Genomic DNA, 16,175 nt, shown 5'->3' with positions numbered 1-16,175 from the left:
TGGACATCGAGGCCTTCGTGCGAGCACCGCTCCGGCGTGACGCCCGTCATGTCCGTTCATTGTGGCTGCTGGACGTCGGATAGTCGGTAGCCGGCCCGCCCTAGGCATGGCTTGCATCGCTCGTCAGCGGGACAGTATCGAGGGCGGTGGACTCCTCGGCGGCTTCGATCGCTTTGAGACGAACGCCGGTCGGAGTTTCGGAGATCTTTCGCGGCAATTTGAAGACGGCGTCGATCAGCGTGCTTGGCCTCGGTGGACACCCCGGGTACGTAGATGTCTACAGGAACGATGTGATCGATGGCGTAGTTGTTGAACACGCCTCCGGTGCTCGCACACGCACCCATGGCGATGACCCACCTGGGATCGGGCATCTGATCGTAGAACTGGCGCACGACGGGCGCCATCTTGAGCGAGACGCGGCCAGACACGATGAGCAGGTCGGCTTGCCGCGGAGACGCGCGGAAGACCTCTTGCCCCCACCGTCCAGAGTCATAGCGTGGAGAGCCACCCATGGCGTCCCCTTCCTGGGTGGTCGCCCGCAGGTAGCGGCGGCCACGTCGGGGTCAAAGTGTGAACGCATTCATGATAGCCCATCCGAGATGCGCGTGCCGATGGGTCGGCCGACACGAGACAGTGCCGCAGTGCGCGCATACCTGGAACTGCAGAACCAGGCTCCCGCGGGAAGCGTGGCCCCGCGGAAACTGCTCACGATGCACTTAGTTATGGTGGGCGTGACGCGCGCCAGCCACCGCTCGACCCTTCAGTTGCTCAAGCAGGAGCGGGTGGGCAGGCATGCCGGGCCGTCGTCCCGGACGAATGGTGTCGCCGACAGCCGCTGCGGCTGTCAGGGTGTGGCGTGCGGCACGGTGGTGCGCTGTCTCGCGCACGAACCAGTGCCACGGGTACCGGTCTGGCGTCGGCTTGCTCGAACACCGAGTGCTCCGCTTCTCCGTGAGGGGGTCTGCTGTGGTGTGGGTGTGTCGGGGGTGGCTTTGGGCAGTGTGGTGTAGATGGTGCCGGGGGCCTGGTGCGGCAGTTTCAGGTGTCGAGGAGGGGGATGTCGAGGTCGTAGGCGAGGACGATGGCCCTGGCGAGGAGCCTCTCCTGTTCGGAGGTCAGGACGCCGACGGTTCGTCCGAGCAGGGTGGCCGGAATGGTCACGACGTTGTCCAGGGAGATAACGCTGGCCTGTTCGAGGCCGTTCTCCGGCCCGACAGGGACTTCGCTGGTGAGGCCCTTGATCGTCGACGTGATCGGGGCGACAGTGACCTTGGTCATGGCGGCTCGGGCGGCCCCGCGGGTGAGCGCCACGACGGGGCGGGTCGTGTCCAGCCGGGCCAGGCAGATCTCGCGCACGCTAGCCGGCGATGTCGGGGCGCCCGGCCGTCCAGTCCACCAGCGGGTCCAGATCGTCGGCGGCACCCTGCCGGCGAAGGATCGCGGCATCGGCCTCTGCGGCTTGGCGCCGCATCTCGCTCTCGAGTGCGGAACTGACCAGGGCTGCACGGCTGGCCGCCTTGCCCTGGGCGACCGCCCGGTCGAGGAAGGCCACCATCTCGTCGGGCAGCCGGACTGCGATCTGAGTGGTCATGGAGCCAATGTACCAGCCATGCATCCCAAAACGGGATTCACTGTGATGCCGCGAAGAGGACAGCGCTGCAGCTCGGGATGACTCGGTGAGGGGCGCATTGTTCGTGGAAGACTCGGCGGCGTGATCCTGTTCGACGACGTGGTCCGCACCGACTATGGACAGTTCGACCTGATCTGGAGTGAGGACGCGGTTGGCTTCGACGGCGACGTGGACCGCTTCTTCGCCGGCCAGAGCAACGGGCTGGTTGGGGCCGCTGATCCGGGTGGGCTCTACGTGCACCTTGCGGGGCGATCGGGCGGGTCGAAGGTCACGATAGAGATGCTGGACGCCGCACCGAATCTGCCCGACCCGGCCTGGGGTGACATCGTCGAGGTCTCCGCGACGGTGCCCGCCGGCAGTGCTCCCCACTGGTCGACGTGGGCCGGCGAGTCCTCGGGGAGTCTCGGACTGGCTGCTGGCACCTATCGGGTCCGGGTGAGCGCGCAGGGCCGCGACGCGGGTCAGCAGAACGAGTTCGCCGAGGCAGTGGTCGATTCCTATCTGATGCAGTTCTGGCCCGGCGCTCTGCAGGCGGACGCGATCGTCCGGCTCGGCAGCGACGATGCCCGGTACTGGCACCAGGAGTTCGGCTCGCGCCGCTAGCCACGGACCGGTCGAGCGCTGCGTTCCACGGAACAGCCCTTCTCGGGTCTGCGCCCGTGCCCCGCAGTGCCAGCGCCAGAACATCCCCCACGGAGGGGACCCCGCCACCGGTGGGAGGTCTCGGGTGACCTTCCAGATGGTTGCCTGGCAGTCGTCCCGAAGCAGTGAAGTCACAGCGGCACGTCGATCACCCGTGAACCGCGAGGCTCCCTCCTGATCTTCGTTCGACACACTCCGCGTCAGCGCGTGACGAGACAGGACGAGGCAGGTGGCACCGATGAGGCACGAGGCGATCTCGGCGCAGGGAATCGAGGTCGCCTTCGGCGAGCGGTCCGTGCTCGATGGAGTGGGGTTGACGATCGCTCCCTCCGAGGTCGTTGCCATCTGCGGCGCGTCAGGGTGCGGAAAGACCACCCTCCTGAGGGTGCTCGCAGGAATCCAGTCGCCCGACTCCGGACACGTCGTGTACGACGGCGAGGACATCACCCGGCTATCCGATTCGCGGCGCAGCGATCTACGCCTCCGCGAGTTCGGCTTCGTGTTTCAGTTCGGCGACCTCGTGCCTGAACTGAGCCTGCGGGAGAACATCGAACTGCCGCTCGAGTTCCTGGGTTTCGACCGCTCCGCCCGCCGCGCACGCGTGGAGCCCCTGATCGAGGCAGTGGGCCTGCAGGGGTGTTGCGACCAGCTCCCTCACACCGTGTCGGGCGGAGAACGGCAGCGAACTGCCGTGGCGCGAGCGGTTGCCCACCGGCCGCGGGTCGTGTTCGCCGACGAGCCGACGGGCTCGCTTGACACATCGTCGAGGGACGCTGTGCTCGCCCTGCTGGCATCCGTGGCACGAAGGTTCGCGTGCGCCCTCGTCATGGTCACCCACGACGCGTATGTCGCGGAGCACTGTGACCGCGTGATCTCGCTCGTTGACGGGCGCGTCGCGAGCGAGCCGAACTGAAGAGGTCACCTGTATGCGACAACGTGCCTCCACGTCACCGCGCGGCCTCTGGCGGCTGACCTTCCGGATCCTGCGTGGCGCAGGCGCCCGCGACCGTGTGCGACTCGCGTTGCAGGTGGCGGGCGTGGCCCTGGCAGTGATGTGCGGCATGTTGGCCGTGACGATGCCCCTCGTGTTCGAGGCCGAGCGACAGCGAGTGGCCGATCGCTACCCGATCTGGTCGCAGGCCGACCGCGCGGGCGAACCGACAGCGACCGGCCTTGTGCTGGGGATGACCGACGACCTCTATCGCGGGCAGCCCCTCTCCGTGTGGAAAGTCGCGCAGACGGGCGCCGCTGTGCATCTCCCGCCCGGCATCTCCGGGCTACCTCAGGACGGCCACATGCTGCTCTCGCCGCGGCTGTACGAAGCACGAGACAGGGACCCCTCGCTGCAGAGGCGTCTGCCAGGGATTGTCGATGGCGTCATCGCACCGGACGGGCTGGCCTCGCCCGATGAGCTGTTCGCCTGGGTCGGCAGCGCCGATGCGACGGGCGATCCGGTCGCGGGGTTCGGCGTCTCGCAGGAGGCGGTCCGGGGCATCGTGCCCGGCGACGGCTCCCTGGCCCTGGTCGAGTTGGTGATTCTGGTCGGACTGCCGATCGTCGGGCTCCTGGTGGCGGCGTCGCGAATGTCCTCGGGCACGAGAATGCGGCGGATAGCCACCTTGCGACTCATCGGCCTTCCTGTTGAGGAATGTCAGAAGCTCCATGGACGCGAGCTGGCAGTCATTGCCGCCGTGGGCGCAACGGCCGGTTGCGTTGCCTACCATCCGCTGTCAGCGGTGCTCGGCGCGTCCGGCCTCCTGGGGATGTCGTGGTTCGGCGCCGACACCCAGCTATGGCCGCCCGTACTGGCGCTCATCGTGGCCGGTCTGACCACGGCGGGGCGGGCAGTGGGGCGGGCCTCCGTCGGCAGAACACTTGCGGAGCCGGTGCCCAGACGCGGCGGTGCCCCGTGGCCACGGTGGGTCTTCTCTGTCGTCATGCTGGCCGCGGCTGGATGTGTGGGAGTCCTGGGATGGACCTGGTTCGGTCTCAGAGTCGCCGGTCCGGCCGCCGGGCTGGCGAGGCAGTGCGCGACGCTGGGAGCGTGGCTGCTGCTCGCCGCCGCAGCGGCAACGATGGCTTCCCAGGTGTCGTATCGCTGGGGGGCGTGGCTCTCCGGCCGCGACCTCGGTGCTCCGGCACTGACGCTCGGCCTTCGTCTGGGACGAACACGCCCGCCGGGCACGGCCTTGTCGTTGCTCTCCGTCGGGCTGATGATCGTGATCGCGGGTCTGTCCACAGCGCTGACCGGGAGCATCGTCTTCCTGTCATCCGGAAGCGGCGGGCCGGCGACCGTCTCCGTGGTCGCTCGCGGGCTGGAGACCGGGCAGCAGCGAGCCCTGATGGGCCTGCTGAGCTCACCGGAGTACCCGGGATATGCTCTCGTGCCCGCCGCCCTGAGCGGTCGCACAGGTGATGACTCGTGGGCGACCGTCATGGTCGGCACCTGCGCGTCGGCCGAGGCGATAGCGCAGGTCACGCTGGACTGCGAAGACGGCCCTGTCCTCCTCGCGACGACCGACGAGCCCATCGGGCTGACGCCGGGCGAGGACCTGACCGTGCAGGTGGCCGGTGGCGCCACCGCGGTCGTGAGCGTCCCGACACGCGTGATCCGGTCGGACGGTGTCGGGTTCTCCATGACGGTGCTCGTTCCTCCCGAGCAGGCGGCGTGGATATCGGACGTGGAGACGGCAGACCTGACCTTTGTCGTCCCGCCGGAGGGCGAAACCTATGACGGTCTTCTGACGACGATCGCCGGAGTCGCCCCGTCGGCGGCGGTGGACACGGTGGTGGGGGACAGCCAGACGCGCCGGCTCTGGCAGCAGCAGAAGAGCCTGCTGCGGACGTTCACCATCGCCGGGTTCGCCTTCTGCCTGCTTGCCCTGTGCCTGCTCGGGTACAGCATGAGCCAGGATCAGGTGCGGTCGTTGACGGCCCTGCAGCTTGTCGGGCTCACCCCAGGCCGGGTGCGACAGGCCGTGTCGATCAGCAAGGCGTTCGCTGTCGCGGTGGCGACCGGCGCGATGGCGGGAGTCACGGGGCTCGGCGGGCAGGCGCTCGTCGCCGTCCTCGGCCTGGGCGGTGAGCTTCTGCCGGCATTGTGGGGGCAGGCGCTCCTCTGCGCCGCCGCCGGAACGCTCCTGTCCGCACTGATGGGAGCCGCGCTGGTCGGCCCGCTCAACCTGGCCGAGCCCGACGCGCGCGAATAGGGCCGATCGCGGCCTGGCCGAGCGGGTCAGGCTGGACGAGCCTCCTGCGTGGAGCGGTCCGGGTCGCTAGGCTGGCCAACCGAAACGCGCCGATACGTCGGGTGAGGAGGCACCGTGGAGAGTCCGCAGCCCGGTTCGCTGCTCATCGCGACCGTGGACATCTCCGACGGGATCTTCGACCGGAGCATCGTGCTGCTGCTGGACGCCGACGAGTCCGGGGCGCTGGGCGTCATCCTCAACAAGGTGTCCGATGTGGACCTCGAAGAGGTGCTGCCGCGCTGGCAGAACCTGTGCAGCCGCCCGCAGGTGCTCTTCGACGGCGGCCCCGTCTCCCGCAACGGCGCCGTCTGTCTCGCCTCCCCGGCCGAGCAGAGCGACGAGCCGCCCGGCTGGCGGGCGTTGTTCGGCGACGTGGGCCTGCTCCATCTCGACACGCCGATCGAACTCGTCGACGGTGCGTTCAAGGATCTGCGCATCTTCGCGGGATACGCGGGCTGGGAGCCCGGTCAGCTCGAGGCCGAACTGCTGCGCGGCAGTTGGTACGTCGCCGCCGCGCACCACTCCGACGCGTTCGATCCCGACCCCGAGACACTGTGGCGGCGCGTGCTGCACCGCCAGCTCGGCGATGTCGCCGTGTACGCCACCTGGCCGGACGATCCCGAACAGAACTGACCCGCCGCCCGCGGCCGCAGAACGTCGGCCGGGCGTCAGAGCCGGCCGGACTTCTTGAGCGCAAGGTACCGATCGGCGAGCTCGGGTGCGAAACGTTCGGGCGGCGCGGAGACGACCGATACGCCGTGGCGGCGCAGTTCGGCCGCCGTCGTCCGGCGGCGACTCTCGTCGGCCTCGGCCGCTGCCGCCGCGAAGACGTCGCCGATGGACTCGGCCGACTCCCGCATCTCGTCGAGCCGCGGGTCGGACACCGTCGCGACGATGACCTTGTGCTTGCGCAGCAGGGGAGCGGCGGCCGGGAGAAGACCCTCCTCGATGGACGCACGGTCCAGCCCCGTGAGGATGACGACGAGCGACCGCTGCGACACACGCGCGAGCGACTCGGTGACGAGCGCCCGATAGTCGGACTCGGCCAGCGTCGCCTCCACATTGGCGGTGGCGTTGACCGCCCGGGACAGGAACTCGCTTGCTGCGACCCGCACCACGCTGGCGCGCACCGAGCGGTCGACGACGAGCAGGTCCACCCTGTCGCCCGCCTTGCCCGCCAGCGCGCCCAGCAGCAGGGCCGCGTCCAGCTCGTGGTCCAGCCGTGGCTGGTCACCGACTCGCCCCGCCGACGTCCGGCCGGAATCGATCACGATGAGGACGTGGCGGTCCCGCTCCGGTCGCCAGGTCTTGACCACGACCGTCGACGACCGGGCCGTGCCGCGCCAGTCGATCGAACGGACGTCGTCACCCGGGACGTACTCGCGCAGAGAGTCGAACTCCGTCCCCTGACCGCGCTGCAGAATGGTCGACCGGCCGTCGAGCTCGCGCAGCCGGGCGATCCGGCTGGGCAGATGCTTGCGGCTGGCGAAAGGCGCAAGCACCCGCACCTGCCACGGCGCGGTGAGGTTGCGCTGCCGTCCGGCGATGCCCATCGGGCCGAGACAGCGCAGGACCACCGGACCCGCCGCCCGGTCCCCCCGCCGGGTGGGGTGCAGCACGGTCTCGTGCCGGCGCCGCTGCCCGCGCGGCACATCGATCGTGCCGACGCCGCCGCGGGCACCGGCCGAGGGGGTCCACGCGTCGCGGACGGTGGCGCGCAGACGACGCCTGCCGGTGTTGCGCACGAGCACCCAGACGTCGGCCGACTCGCCGAGCCGGATCGAGGTGTCCCCGCCACGGACGATCTCGGTGCGGCGGGGCGATGCGCACAGCCACACGTCGGCCGCGATCAGCAGGGCCACCGGCACGAACCCCAGCAGCGCCCAGCCGGAGCCCGTCACGGCGGCTGCGGCCACCACGAGCCCGGCGAGAGCGGCCGCGCGCCAGGTCAGGACCATCTCAGCGGGGGACGGGGACCGTCGCGAGGATCGACTCGATGACGGAGTCGGCGGTCGCCCCGTCGAGCTCGGCCTCCGCCCGCAGCGAGACCCGGTGGCGCAGCGTGGGGAACGCCAGCGCCTTGACGTCGTCGGGGGTGACGTAGGCGCGCCCGGACAGCCAGGCCCAGGCGCGGGCCGTGTTGAGCAGTGCCGTCGCCCCGCGCGGAGAGACGCCGATCGCCAGCGACGGCGACGTGCGCGACGCGCGAGCGATGTCGACGATGTACCCGAGGATCGCCGGGTGGATCTGAACGCTGCGCATCTCCTGGCGGGCGAGCGCGAGGTCGTCGGCCGAGGCGACCGGGACGAGACCCGCGGCGCCCAGGTCACGCGGGTCGAAGCCCTGCGCGTGCCGGTTCAGGATCTCCACCTCCTCGGCCCGCTGCGGCAGATCGATGCGGATCTTCATCAGGAAGCGGTCGAGCTGTGCCTCGGGAAGCGGGTACGTCCCCTCGAACTCGACCGGGTTCTGCGTGGCGGCCACGATGAAGGGGTCGGGAAGGACCCGGGGCGTCCCGTCGACGGTGACCTGCCGCTCCTCCATGGCCTCCAGCAACGCCGACTGCGTCTTCGGCGGCGTCCGGTTGATCTCGTCGGCGAGCAGCAGGTTCGTGAACACCGGGCCTTCCCGGAAGGTGAACTCCGCCGTCCGCGAGTCGTAGATCAGCGAGCCGGTGATGTCGCCGGGCATGAGGTCGGGGGTGAACTGGACGCGGGCGGTCTCGATGCGCAGCGCCGTGGAGAACGCCCGGACCAGCAGCGTCTTCGCCGTTCCCGGCAGCCCCTCCAGCAGGATGTGGCCGCGGCACATCAGGCAGATGACCAGCGAGAAGACGGCTGTCTCCTGCCCGACGACGGCCTTGGCCACCTCGGCGCGCAGGGCTCCGAGCGCGGAGCGCGCGCGCTCGGCGGCGGGGGACGGTTGCGGGGTGCTGGTCACGATCGTGCCTCCTGCTCGATGCGGGCGAGGGTGTTCCTGAGGTTCCACAGGTCGGTTTCGGTCTGAGGGGCCGGTCCGGTGAGGGCGTGCGCGACGTCCTGCGCGGAAAGGGTGGTGCAGTCGGCGACGATGCCGACGAGCTGCTCGGTGTCGGGCGTCCCGAAGCGCCGGGCGAGCCGGTCCACGGTGCCGCGCCGCAGGTGGACCGCGGCGGTGTCGTACGCCTTCAGCCGGTGGTACAGGCGTCCGTGCCCCTCCACGGTCTCCGACGCGGGGACGACGACCGGCAGCCTCTCGGTGAGGATCGGGCCGAGCCGCCGGCCGCGCCACACGGCGACCACGAACAGCAGCGGAACGGTGGCGAGGAGGAACAGACCGACCCGCGCGGGGACCAGGGACGGTGCGTCGAGGTTCCCGCCTCCCGCGGCGTCGGGAGGCGCGGAGACGACCCACCACACGAGCTCGGGCTGCTGCCCCAGCAGACGCAGGCCGAACGCCGCGTTGCCCCGGACGACGCCACCGACCGATCGGAGATCGTCGTTGGCCAGCCCGCCGGCGACGACATCGACGGCGACGCCCCGCAGGACGTACTCGAGGAAGGCCGATCCACGGCCGTCCGCCGAGCCGTAGCATGCCTGTTCGGGCCGCGGATCGGCCGTGCCGGGCACGTAGCCCAGCGACGCCTCCACCACGACGCTCCCCGCCGCGGTCGCGACGGGGTGCGCGCAGCCGGGTTCGCGCAGCGCCCCCGAGGCGAGCGAGTCCCGCACGGGGATCCCCGCGGCCGTCAGCTCGTCGGATCCGTACCCGAGCAGGACCACACGGGCCGGCCGCTGATCGAGCACCCGGGCGAGCCCGTCTGCGCCGAGATAGGCCCCCGACAGGACGACCGTGGAGCCCCCGAGCGCCGACGGCGCGGTCGTCGCATCATGGACGCTGACCGTCACCCCCTCGTCGCCCAGCAGCGCGACCAGGGCGGCGGTGCCCGCGTCGCCGCGGTTGCGCGGATCGGACGCACCGCCCTTCGAGCCGCCCGCCAGCACGACCAGCATCGCCACGACGCACAGCAGGGCGACCACCACCCCGGCCACCCACCGCAGCCAGCGCCGCGACGGGCGCGTCGGGGGAGGGGCCGCGCCCGGAGCCGGGGACGAGGCGGCAGCGGGCGCCTGCCCGGAAGGCGCCGGAGTCTGTGTGGCGGTCACGACGCCACTCCCGCAGGCTCGTCGGCGGCGGCGTGGACGGCGCGCTCGGCGTCCAGGATCTGCTGCCAACCCGCCGGGGTGCCCGCCCTGTCGCCGTACATCACCGCCGAGAACAGCTCGGCCGCCGTGTACAAGGGATCCGTCGCGTGCGGCAGCTCGCGCGCCGCCGCAGCGGCCGCTTCGAACGCGGTCCGCGAGGGACGGGGCGCGATGATCGTGCGGAACTCCAGCTCACGGACGATCGCCCGGAAACGCTCGCGGATCGCCGTGCGGTAGTCGCCCCGTGCCGCAGCCGCCTCGGCGCGGTCGCGGTAGGTCACGGGCATGACCGACTGATCGACGTCCACCTCGGCATCGGGGCGCGCCACCTGCCGCCAGCGCGGCAGCCCCACGCGCCAGACGACGAGCGCCACCACACCCAGCAGCACGAGGACGAGGGCCACCAGCCCCCAGCTCACGCCGCCGCCGGACCCCGGCCCCCCGACGACCGTCCTCACGATGTTCTCCAGGGTCCGCTGCGCCCACTCGATGATCTGCGTGAGCCACTCGGGCATGTGGCTGTACTTCGCCTTGGAGAGCTCCTCGTCGGCGCGCCGCTGCGCCTCGCCCCTGTCGATCTGAATGGGAGGGGACAGCGGCAGCACCTGCAGCACGCGGAGGACCGCGCCCGGGGCGAGGGGCATCGTCACAGCGTCCTCTCGGGCTCGGGAACGGGGACGACAGTGAACCGCAGCGCCAGATCGAGCCCTTCGCGGCGCATCCGCAGATCAAGGTACAGCAGCGTCTGCAGCGCGGACAGATAGGCGATCCCCAGGCTCGCCGCCGCGATCACCCCGGCGATGATCCCCCCGACGCCTGCATAGAGCGAGAGCATCGCCGACGCCTCGGACATCTGCACGGAGTACAGGAACAGCAGCAGGATCCCGTAGATCCCGACGAACACGAAGGCCACGGTCAGCAGCAGCAGGCACACGGCCGCGGTGAGCACCAGCGCGACCCGGAACGAGTTGCGCCACCCGACGAGCGCGAAGGACCGCAGCACGGCGGCCACGACATTGGTCGGCCGTCGGCCCTGCCCCACCCAGTCGGGGGCCATCCGTCCCTCGGCGACGTACACCGGGATGGCGACCGAGAGCCAGGACACGAGCCAGCACGTGACGAGAACCGAGATGACGACCGCGACGATCGACTGGAGAAGGACGGTGAGCTCGTCGTCGGCGGCCGGCAGCGTGAGGAGGACGCCCGAAAGGAGCAGGCTGAGAATGCTGGCGACGCTCTGCAGGAGGGACAGTATCCCGGCGATGAGGACGGTCAGGGCGAACATCGGCCCGGCGTAGCGCAACCCCTGGCGGAGGGTGAGGGTCACCGGGGGAGCGAACCCCTCGCCCATGACGGTGATGATGGCGGCGCGGGTGAGCAGGCCGGAGAGCCAGATCAGCGTCCCGGCCGCGAACGCGCCGACGACCAGGGCCTGCAGCACCATGACGATGATCGACACGGCCTCCCCGGCGAACTCGCCGAGCAGCAGGGTGATCAAGGAACTCGCCGCGACGACGAGCGATATTCCCGACACCATGACCAGCGGCAGCCCCAGGAGCGAGCGGGCGTTGCGGCGGACGATGAGGAAGGCGCCGTCGAGGATCTCGCCGATCGACAGCGGCCGGAGCGGGATGAGGGCCACGCTCGCCGCGTCCAGCAGCGTCTTCCTCGTCCTTTGCACGCGCTCCAGTCTGGCATGAGGGGAGGGATCGCGGCCTGTTTCGTCGTCACTCCCGCGCGGCGGTCCACGTGGGTATCCCTCGAATACCCGGCGCGACTAGGCTCAAGACAGGATTGGGAGCAGAAACGAGCGAGGGGATCGGGACATGAGCGAAGACACGACACTGGCCGCGAAGGCCGTGAGCGGCATCAGGATCCTGCTGGGCGTCGGCGGCGCCATCGCCGCGGTCATCGGCCTCCTCATCCTGCTGTGGCCCGGGAAGACCGCGATGGTCGTCGCCGCCATCATCGCGGTGTACGCGATCTGCGCCGGTCTGGTGTACGCCGGGATGGGCGTCTTCGCGAAGACGATGGGGGGCTGGGCACGGACGGGCCACATCCTGCTCGGCGTGCTGTACATCGTCGCCGGCGTCGTGATGCTGTCGAACCTGGGCGCCGCGGCGGCATGGCTGGCGCTCCTGCTCGGCATCGTGGTCGGCGTCGTGTGGATCGTCGACGGCATCGTCGCCCTCACCATGCTGCAGGCGTCCACCGCGAAGGGATGGACCGTCTTCTACGCCGCCGTCAGCGTGCTGGGCGGCATCGTGCTGCTGTTCTCGCCGCTGTGGGGCGCGGTCGTCCTGTGGTGGCTGCTCGGCATCACGCTGCTCGTGATGGGCCTGGTGCAGATCATTCGGGCCTTCCGCTTCTCCCCGGAGGTGTGAGTCCGTGAGCTCTTCCCCGTCCGCGGCCGCGGGGGATGGTGCCCGGCCTCCCGGTCCGCGGGCGGGGGCCGGGCTACACTGACGACACGTTCGACCTGGAGTGAGCGTGGTGAATGATCCGAGCGGGGTCCGTCCTCGCATTCTTGTCGTGGACGACGACCCGCGCGTGTCCGAGATGCTCCAGTTGGTGCTGCAGCAGGAGGGGTTCTCGACCGCCTGGTGCGCGACCGGCACCGATGCGCTGCGCTCCTTCCGGGAGTTCCACGCCGACCTCGTCCTGCTGGATGTGATGCTGCCCGGCCTCAGCGGCGTGGAGGTGTGCCGAGAGATCCGTGCCGAGTCGGGTGTCCCCATCGTCATGCTCACGGCCAAGTCCGACACCTCCGACATCGTCGAGGGGCTCACGGCCGGGGCCGACGACTATGTGTCGAAGCCGTTCAAGAGCAAGGAGCTCGTCGCACGGGTCCGGGCCCGTCTGCGGCGGTTGTCGAGCGACCAGCACTTCGTGCGTATCGGGGATCTCGTGATCGACGTGATCGGCCACGAGGTCAAGCGGCGCGATCACGTCATCAACCTCACGCCGCTCGAGTTCGACCTCCTGCTGGCGCTCGCCCGCAGGCCTCGACACGCCTTCACGCGCGAGGGTCTGCTGGAGGAGGTGTGGGGGTACCAGCACGCGGCCGACACGCGGCTCGTGAACGTTCACGTGCAGCGGCTGCGGTCGAAGATCGAGCGTGACCCCGAGCATCCCGAGATCGTCGTGACGGTGCGCGGTGTCGGCTACCGCGCGGGTGACGTCAGCCTCGCATGAAGCGCTCGCTCCGGCCCCGGACGATCCTGCGGAGGGCCGTGGCCGTCTGGCGGAGTTCCCTGCCGCTGCGCGTCGTGGCGGCGACGTCGGTCGGGCTCATCGTCGTGCTCACCGTCGGAGGGTGGCTCCTCCTGCAACAGATCACCAGCGGCGTCCTGGAGGGCAAGCAGAAGTCGAGCCTTGCCGAGGCGTCGGTCGCCCTCGGGACGCTCCAGCAGCAGCTCCGGGCCGCCGACGAGGGCGTCGGCGTCAACGAGCGGCTCACCCAGGTGGCGCAGGACGCCGCCAATCGGGGAAGCGTGGGCGGGCAATACCTCGTGCTGGTCCGCGGGCCGGTGTCGGACATCGTGTCGGCCGGCCTCGACCCGGCCAGCGTGCCGGAGGCTCTGCGTTCCGAGGTCACCGCCGGGGACGGACTGTGGGTGACGCCCACCGAGGCGCGCTTCACCGACGGCCGTGCCGCCGCGCCCGCGTTGGCGATCGCCGGGTCCCTCACGGCGACCACCGGCGAGTCGTATCAGGTCTTCTTCGTCTTCCCCATGACGCAGGAGATCCAGACGCTGCAGGTCGTCCAGAGTGCGGTCTTCACCGTCGGCGCGGTCATCATGGCCGTGCTGGGGGTCTTCATGTACGTGCAGGTGCGCCAGATCCTCGCTCCGGTCCGGGCGGCCCGGATGGCGGCGGAACGCATCGCGGCCGGACACCTCAGCGAACGTGTGCAGGCGAAGGGCACCGACGATCTCGCGCTGCTGGCCACGTCCATGAACCACATGGCCAGCGAGCTCGCCCGGCAGATCACGCAACTGGAGAACCTGTCCCAGGTGCAGCAGCGGTTCGTGTCCGACGTGTCGCACGAACTGCGCACGCCGCTGACCACCATCCGCATGGCGTCGGACGTGCTGCACGAGGCCAGGGACCATTTCGATCCGGTGGCCCGGAGGTCCGTCGAGCTCCTGGACGCCGAGCTCGACCGGTTCGAGGGACTGCTGACCGATCTGCTGGAGATCTCCCGCTTCGACGCCGGCGTCGCCGACCTGAGCACCGAGGTCGTCGACCTCACAGAGCTGGTCCGGGGTGAGATCGCCTCCCAGTCGACGTTCGCCGACCGCTTCGGGAGCGAGGTCCGGCTGGACGCGCCGGGTCCGCTGCTGGTCGAGTGCGACCCGCGTCGCATCCGGCGGATCGTCCGCAACCTCATCGACAACGCCATCGAACACGGTGAGGGACACCCGATCGACGTGCGCCTCGCGCGCGACGACAACGCCGTGGCGCTCGTGGTGCGCGACCACGGCGTCGGGTTCTTCGCCTCGCAGTCCCAGCAGGTGTTCAATCGGTTCTGGCGGGCCGATCCGTCACGTGCTCGCCTCGTCGGCGGCACGGGATTGGGGCTGGCGATCGCGCTCGAGGACGCCCGTCTGCACGGCGGCTGGCTCAACGCCTGGGGACGTCCGCGCCGCGGGGCGCAGTTCCGCCTCACGCTGCCGCGCAAGGCCGGGGGCACGCTGACCGGTTCACCGCTGCCCATCGTCCCCGCGGACACCCCGACAGGAGGTGAGCAGGTATGAAGCGGACGTTGTGGGTCATCCTGATGGCCCTGGTGCTGACGGGATGCGCGACGCTGCCGACCAGCGGGCCCGTCGTCCACCACGATCAGCAGCACGAGCAGCAGGAGGGCGGCGTGGAGATCGCACCCGAGCCGCCGTCACCGGGAGCGTCGCCCCTGTTGATCGTGGAGGGCTTCCTTCACGCGACGGCCACCTACCAGCAGGGATACACCGCGGCCCGCCAGTACCTCACCTCGGCGGCGGCGGCGCAGTGGGAGCCCGAGTCGGGAATCCAGGTGTATGAGGAGGGCAGCCCGTCGCTCACGACCGGTGACGAGGTGGTCCTGCGCTCCCGCCTCGTCGGCGAGGTGGACACGCGGGGCACGTTCACCCAGGTGACCACGACGCTGGTCCAGGACTTCGGTCTCGTCAAGGAGGGCGGCGAGTGGCGGATCGGACGTCCGCCACGCGGGATCCTCGTCTCCGACTATCTGTTCCGCAATGCCTACCGGACCGCCGACCTGTACTTCCTCAGCGCGCAGGACGACGTGCTCGTCCCCGACCCCATCGTCGTGCCCCGCGGGACCCGCGACCTCACGGCCGTCGTGGCGGGGGTGCTGGACGGGCCGAGCGCGTGGCTGGCGCCCGCCGTCACCTCGGCGCTGCCCGACGACGCCGGGATCACGGTCGACTCGGCGGAGGCCGACAGCGGCGGGGTGGTCGACATCCGCCTGTCGGCCGGCGCGGCGTCGCTGGAGGCGACCGCGCGGTCGCGACTGGCGGCGCAGCTCGCCTGGACGCTGGCCGGCCTCGACCAGACCGAGGGCATCCGCCTGTATGCCGGGGAGACGCGGCTCGACATCGCCGAGACGGACGCCGACGGCGTGCTGCGGACGACGTCCCTGACCCGGTTCAGCCCGGTGAGCGATGTGGTCTCGCGACAGCTCTTCGGTCTGCACGATGCGTCCCTCGTGCGTGTGAGCGAGGAGTCCGGCGAGCTCACCACGACCGCCGTCCAGTGGCAGCCGTCCGGTGCGACGTCGCTGTCCGTCGACGCGCAGGCGGCCACCGTCGCCGTCGTCGTCAACGGCAAAGACCTGTGGGTGGGATCGACCGGCGGGGAGTCCGCCCAGCGCGTCCGCACCGGCGCCGACATGATCCGCCCGCAGTACGCGCGCGACGGGGCGCTGTGGAGCTACGCCGGGGGATTCTCGGTGTGGCAGGACGGTCGAGCTGTCGCGGTGGCCGCTCCCGACCTCGCCGGGAGCACCGTCCGTGCGTTCCGGATCAGCCCCGACGGCGTGCGTGTCGCGGTCGTGCTGGGTTCGGGCAGCGGGTCCCGTCTCGCGCTGCTGCGGGTGGAGCGAGCCGACGGCACGATCCGGCTCAGCGGCCTGACGTCCATCGGGCTGGGTCCGTCGCGGCATGCCCGGGACGTCGCGTGGGTCGGGGCGTCCTCGCTTGCGGTGTCCTACGACTCCGGCGACGCCGCCGGCGTGGTGACCACCGACGTCGCCGGGACCATGGTGACCGATCAGAACCTGCCGAGCAGCCGCACGGGGACTGTCGTGGCGGCGTCGTCGCGCATCGACTCCTCCGACCTGATCGCCTGCGACGGGGAGGGACGATGCAGCCGCTTCGTGGCCGATCAGCGCTGGACGGCCCTGTCGGGGACGTTGCAGCAGCCCACATACCCGTCGTGACGGACCGGGCGTGGCTTGTCCACAGCCAC

15 protein-coding genes and 1 pseudogene are annotated in these 16,175 nt (G+C 70.6%); 8 read left to right on the top strand and 8 right to left on the bottom strand.

Annotated elements, in window-relative coordinates:
* Nucleotides 1-100 precede the first annotated feature (100 nt).
* From G555_RS21820 to G555_RS0109450, 3 genes and pseudogenes are all read right to left on the bottom strand, one after another.
* Nucleotides 101-506 (bottom strand): annotated as a pseudogene (locus G555_RS21820) (NADH-quinone oxidoreductase subunit B); the annotation flags it as partial.
* Between the two features lie 532 nt (nt 507-1,038).
* Nucleotides 1,039-1,356 carry a type II toxin-antitoxin system PemK/MazF family toxin gene (locus tag G555_RS0109455; RefSeq protein WP_028708695.1) on the bottom strand — a complete coding sequence of 106 codons (318 nt, stop codon included), beginning with the start codon at nt 1,354-1,356 and terminating at the stop codon, nt 1,039-1,041.
* A 1-nt stretch (nt 1,357) separates the two neighbouring features.
* Nucleotides 1,358-1,591: a ribbon-helix-helix domain-containing protein gene (locus tag G555_RS0109450; RefSeq protein ID WP_028708694.1), complete on the bottom strand. Its 234-nt coding sequence runs from the start codon at nt 1,589-1,591 to the stop codon at nt 1,358-1,360.
* A gap of 120 nt (nt 1,592-1,711) precedes the next feature.
* Here G555_RS0109450 and G555_RS19015 point away from each other — a divergent pair, with 120 nt between their 5' ends.
* The 4 genes from G555_RS19015 to G555_RS0109430 all read left to right on the top strand — a co-directional run bounded on the left by G555_RS19015 (nt 1,712) and on the right by G555_RS0109430 (nt 6,153).
* Nucleotides 1,712-2,233 carry a hypothetical protein gene (locus G555_RS19015; RefSeq protein ID WP_051208633.1) on the top strand — a complete coding sequence of 174 codons (522 nt, stop codon included), beginning with the start codon at nt 1,712-1,714 and terminating at the stop codon, nt 2,231-2,233.
* A gap of 277 nt (nt 2,234-2,510) precedes the next feature.
* Nucleotides 2,511-3,185: an ABC transporter ATP-binding protein gene (locus tag G555_RS0109440; protein ID WP_028708693.1), complete on the top strand. Its 675-nt coding sequence runs from the start codon at nt 2,511-2,513 to the stop codon at nt 3,183-3,185.
* A gap of 13 nt (nt 3,186-3,198) precedes the next feature.
* Nucleotides 3,199-5,481: a hypothetical protein gene (locus tag G555_RS0109435; RefSeq protein WP_028708692.1), complete on the top strand. Its 2,283-nt coding sequence runs from the start codon at nt 3,199-3,201 to the stop codon at nt 5,479-5,481.
* Between the two features lie 114 nt (nt 5,482-5,595).
* Complete coding sequence (locus G555_RS0109430; protein WP_028708691.1) at nt 5,596-6,153, top strand: YqgE/AlgH family protein; 558 nt, start codon at nt 5,596-5,598, stop codon at nt 6,151-6,153.
* Between the two features lie 35 nt (nt 6,154-6,188).
* On the opposite strand, the gene G555_RS0109425 is transcribed toward G555_RS0109430, so the two are convergent.
* Genes G555_RS0109425 through G555_RS0109405 form a run of 5 tightly spaced genes read right to left on the bottom strand, consistent with a single transcriptional unit; the run spans nt 6,189 to nt 11,385 of the window.
* Nucleotides 6,189-7,478 carry a DUF58 domain-containing protein gene (locus G555_RS0109425; RefSeq protein ID WP_028708690.1) on the bottom strand — a complete coding sequence of 430 codons (1,290 nt, stop codon included), beginning with the start codon at nt 7,476-7,478 and terminating at the stop codon, nt 6,189-6,191.
* Between the two features lies 1 nt (nt 7,479).
* A complete protein-coding gene (locus G555_RS23050; RefSeq protein WP_028708689.1) occupies nt 7,480-8,460 on the bottom strand; it encodes an AAA family ATPase in 981 nt (326 codons plus the stop codon).
* Entirely contained in the window at nt 8,457-9,665 is a 1,209-nt protein-coding gene (locus tag G555_RS23045) for a DUF4350 domain-containing protein (protein ID WP_245581234.1), read from the bottom strand. Before G555_RS23045 ends, G555_RS23050 begins: the two co-directional genes overlap by 4 nt.
* Entirely contained in the window at nt 9,662-10,348 is a 687-nt protein-coding gene (locus tag G555_RS19010) for a DUF4129 domain-containing protein (RefSeq protein ID WP_051208632.1), read from the bottom strand. Before G555_RS19010 ends, G555_RS23045 begins: the two co-directional genes overlap by 4 nt.
* 2 nt (nt 10,349-10,350) lie before the next feature.
* Nucleotides 10,351-11,385 carry a hypothetical protein gene (locus G555_RS0109405; RefSeq protein ID WP_156887489.1) on the bottom strand — a complete coding sequence of 345 codons (1,035 nt, stop codon included), beginning with the start codon at nt 11,383-11,385 and terminating at the stop codon, nt 10,351-10,353.
* Nucleotides 11,386-11,530: 145 nt separating this feature from the next.
* Here G555_RS0109405 and G555_RS0109400 point away from each other — a divergent pair, with 145 nt between their 5' ends.
* The 4 genes from G555_RS0109400 (at nt 11,531) to G555_RS0109385 (ending at nt 16,146) form a co-directional block, all read left to right on the top strand.
* Entirely contained in the window at nt 11,531-12,088 is a 558-nt protein-coding gene (locus tag G555_RS0109400) for an HdeD family acid-resistance protein (RefSeq protein ID WP_028708686.1), read from the top strand.
* Nucleotides 12,089-12,236: 148 nt separating this feature from the next.
* Nucleotides 12,237-12,899, top strand: coding sequence for an MtrAB system response regulator MtrA (gene mtrA, locus G555_RS0109395; RefSeq protein WP_425413833.1), 663 nt, complete (start codon nt 12,237-12,239; stop codon nt 12,897-12,899).
* Nucleotides 12,896-14,464 (top strand): MtrAB system histidine kinase MtrB, encoded by a 1,569-nt coding sequence (gene mtrB / locus G555_RS0109390; RefSeq protein WP_051208631.1) that lies wholly within the window; start codon nt 12,896-12,898, stop codon nt 14,462-14,464. The genes mtrA and mtrB overlap by 4 nt, the downstream gene beginning before the upstream one ends.
* Nucleotides 14,461-16,146 (top strand): LpqB family beta-propeller domain-containing protein, encoded by a 1,686-nt coding sequence (locus G555_RS0109385; RefSeq protein WP_028708683.1) that lies wholly within the window; start codon nt 14,461-14,463, stop codon nt 16,144-16,146. Before mtrB ends, G555_RS0109385 begins: the two co-directional genes overlap by 4 nt.
* Nucleotides 16,147-16,175 lie beyond the last annotated feature (29 nt).

Origin of the sequence: Propionicicella superfundia DSM 22317, from assembly GCF_000423465.1 — a bacterium.
Classification (GTDB): domain Bacteria; phylum Actinomycetota; class Actinomycetes; order Propionibacteriales; family Propionibacteriaceae; genus Propionicicella; species Propionicicella superfundia.
The sequence above is the reverse complement of the archived record's forward strand: the minus strand, read 5'-3'. Positions and strand labels throughout refer to the sequence as shown.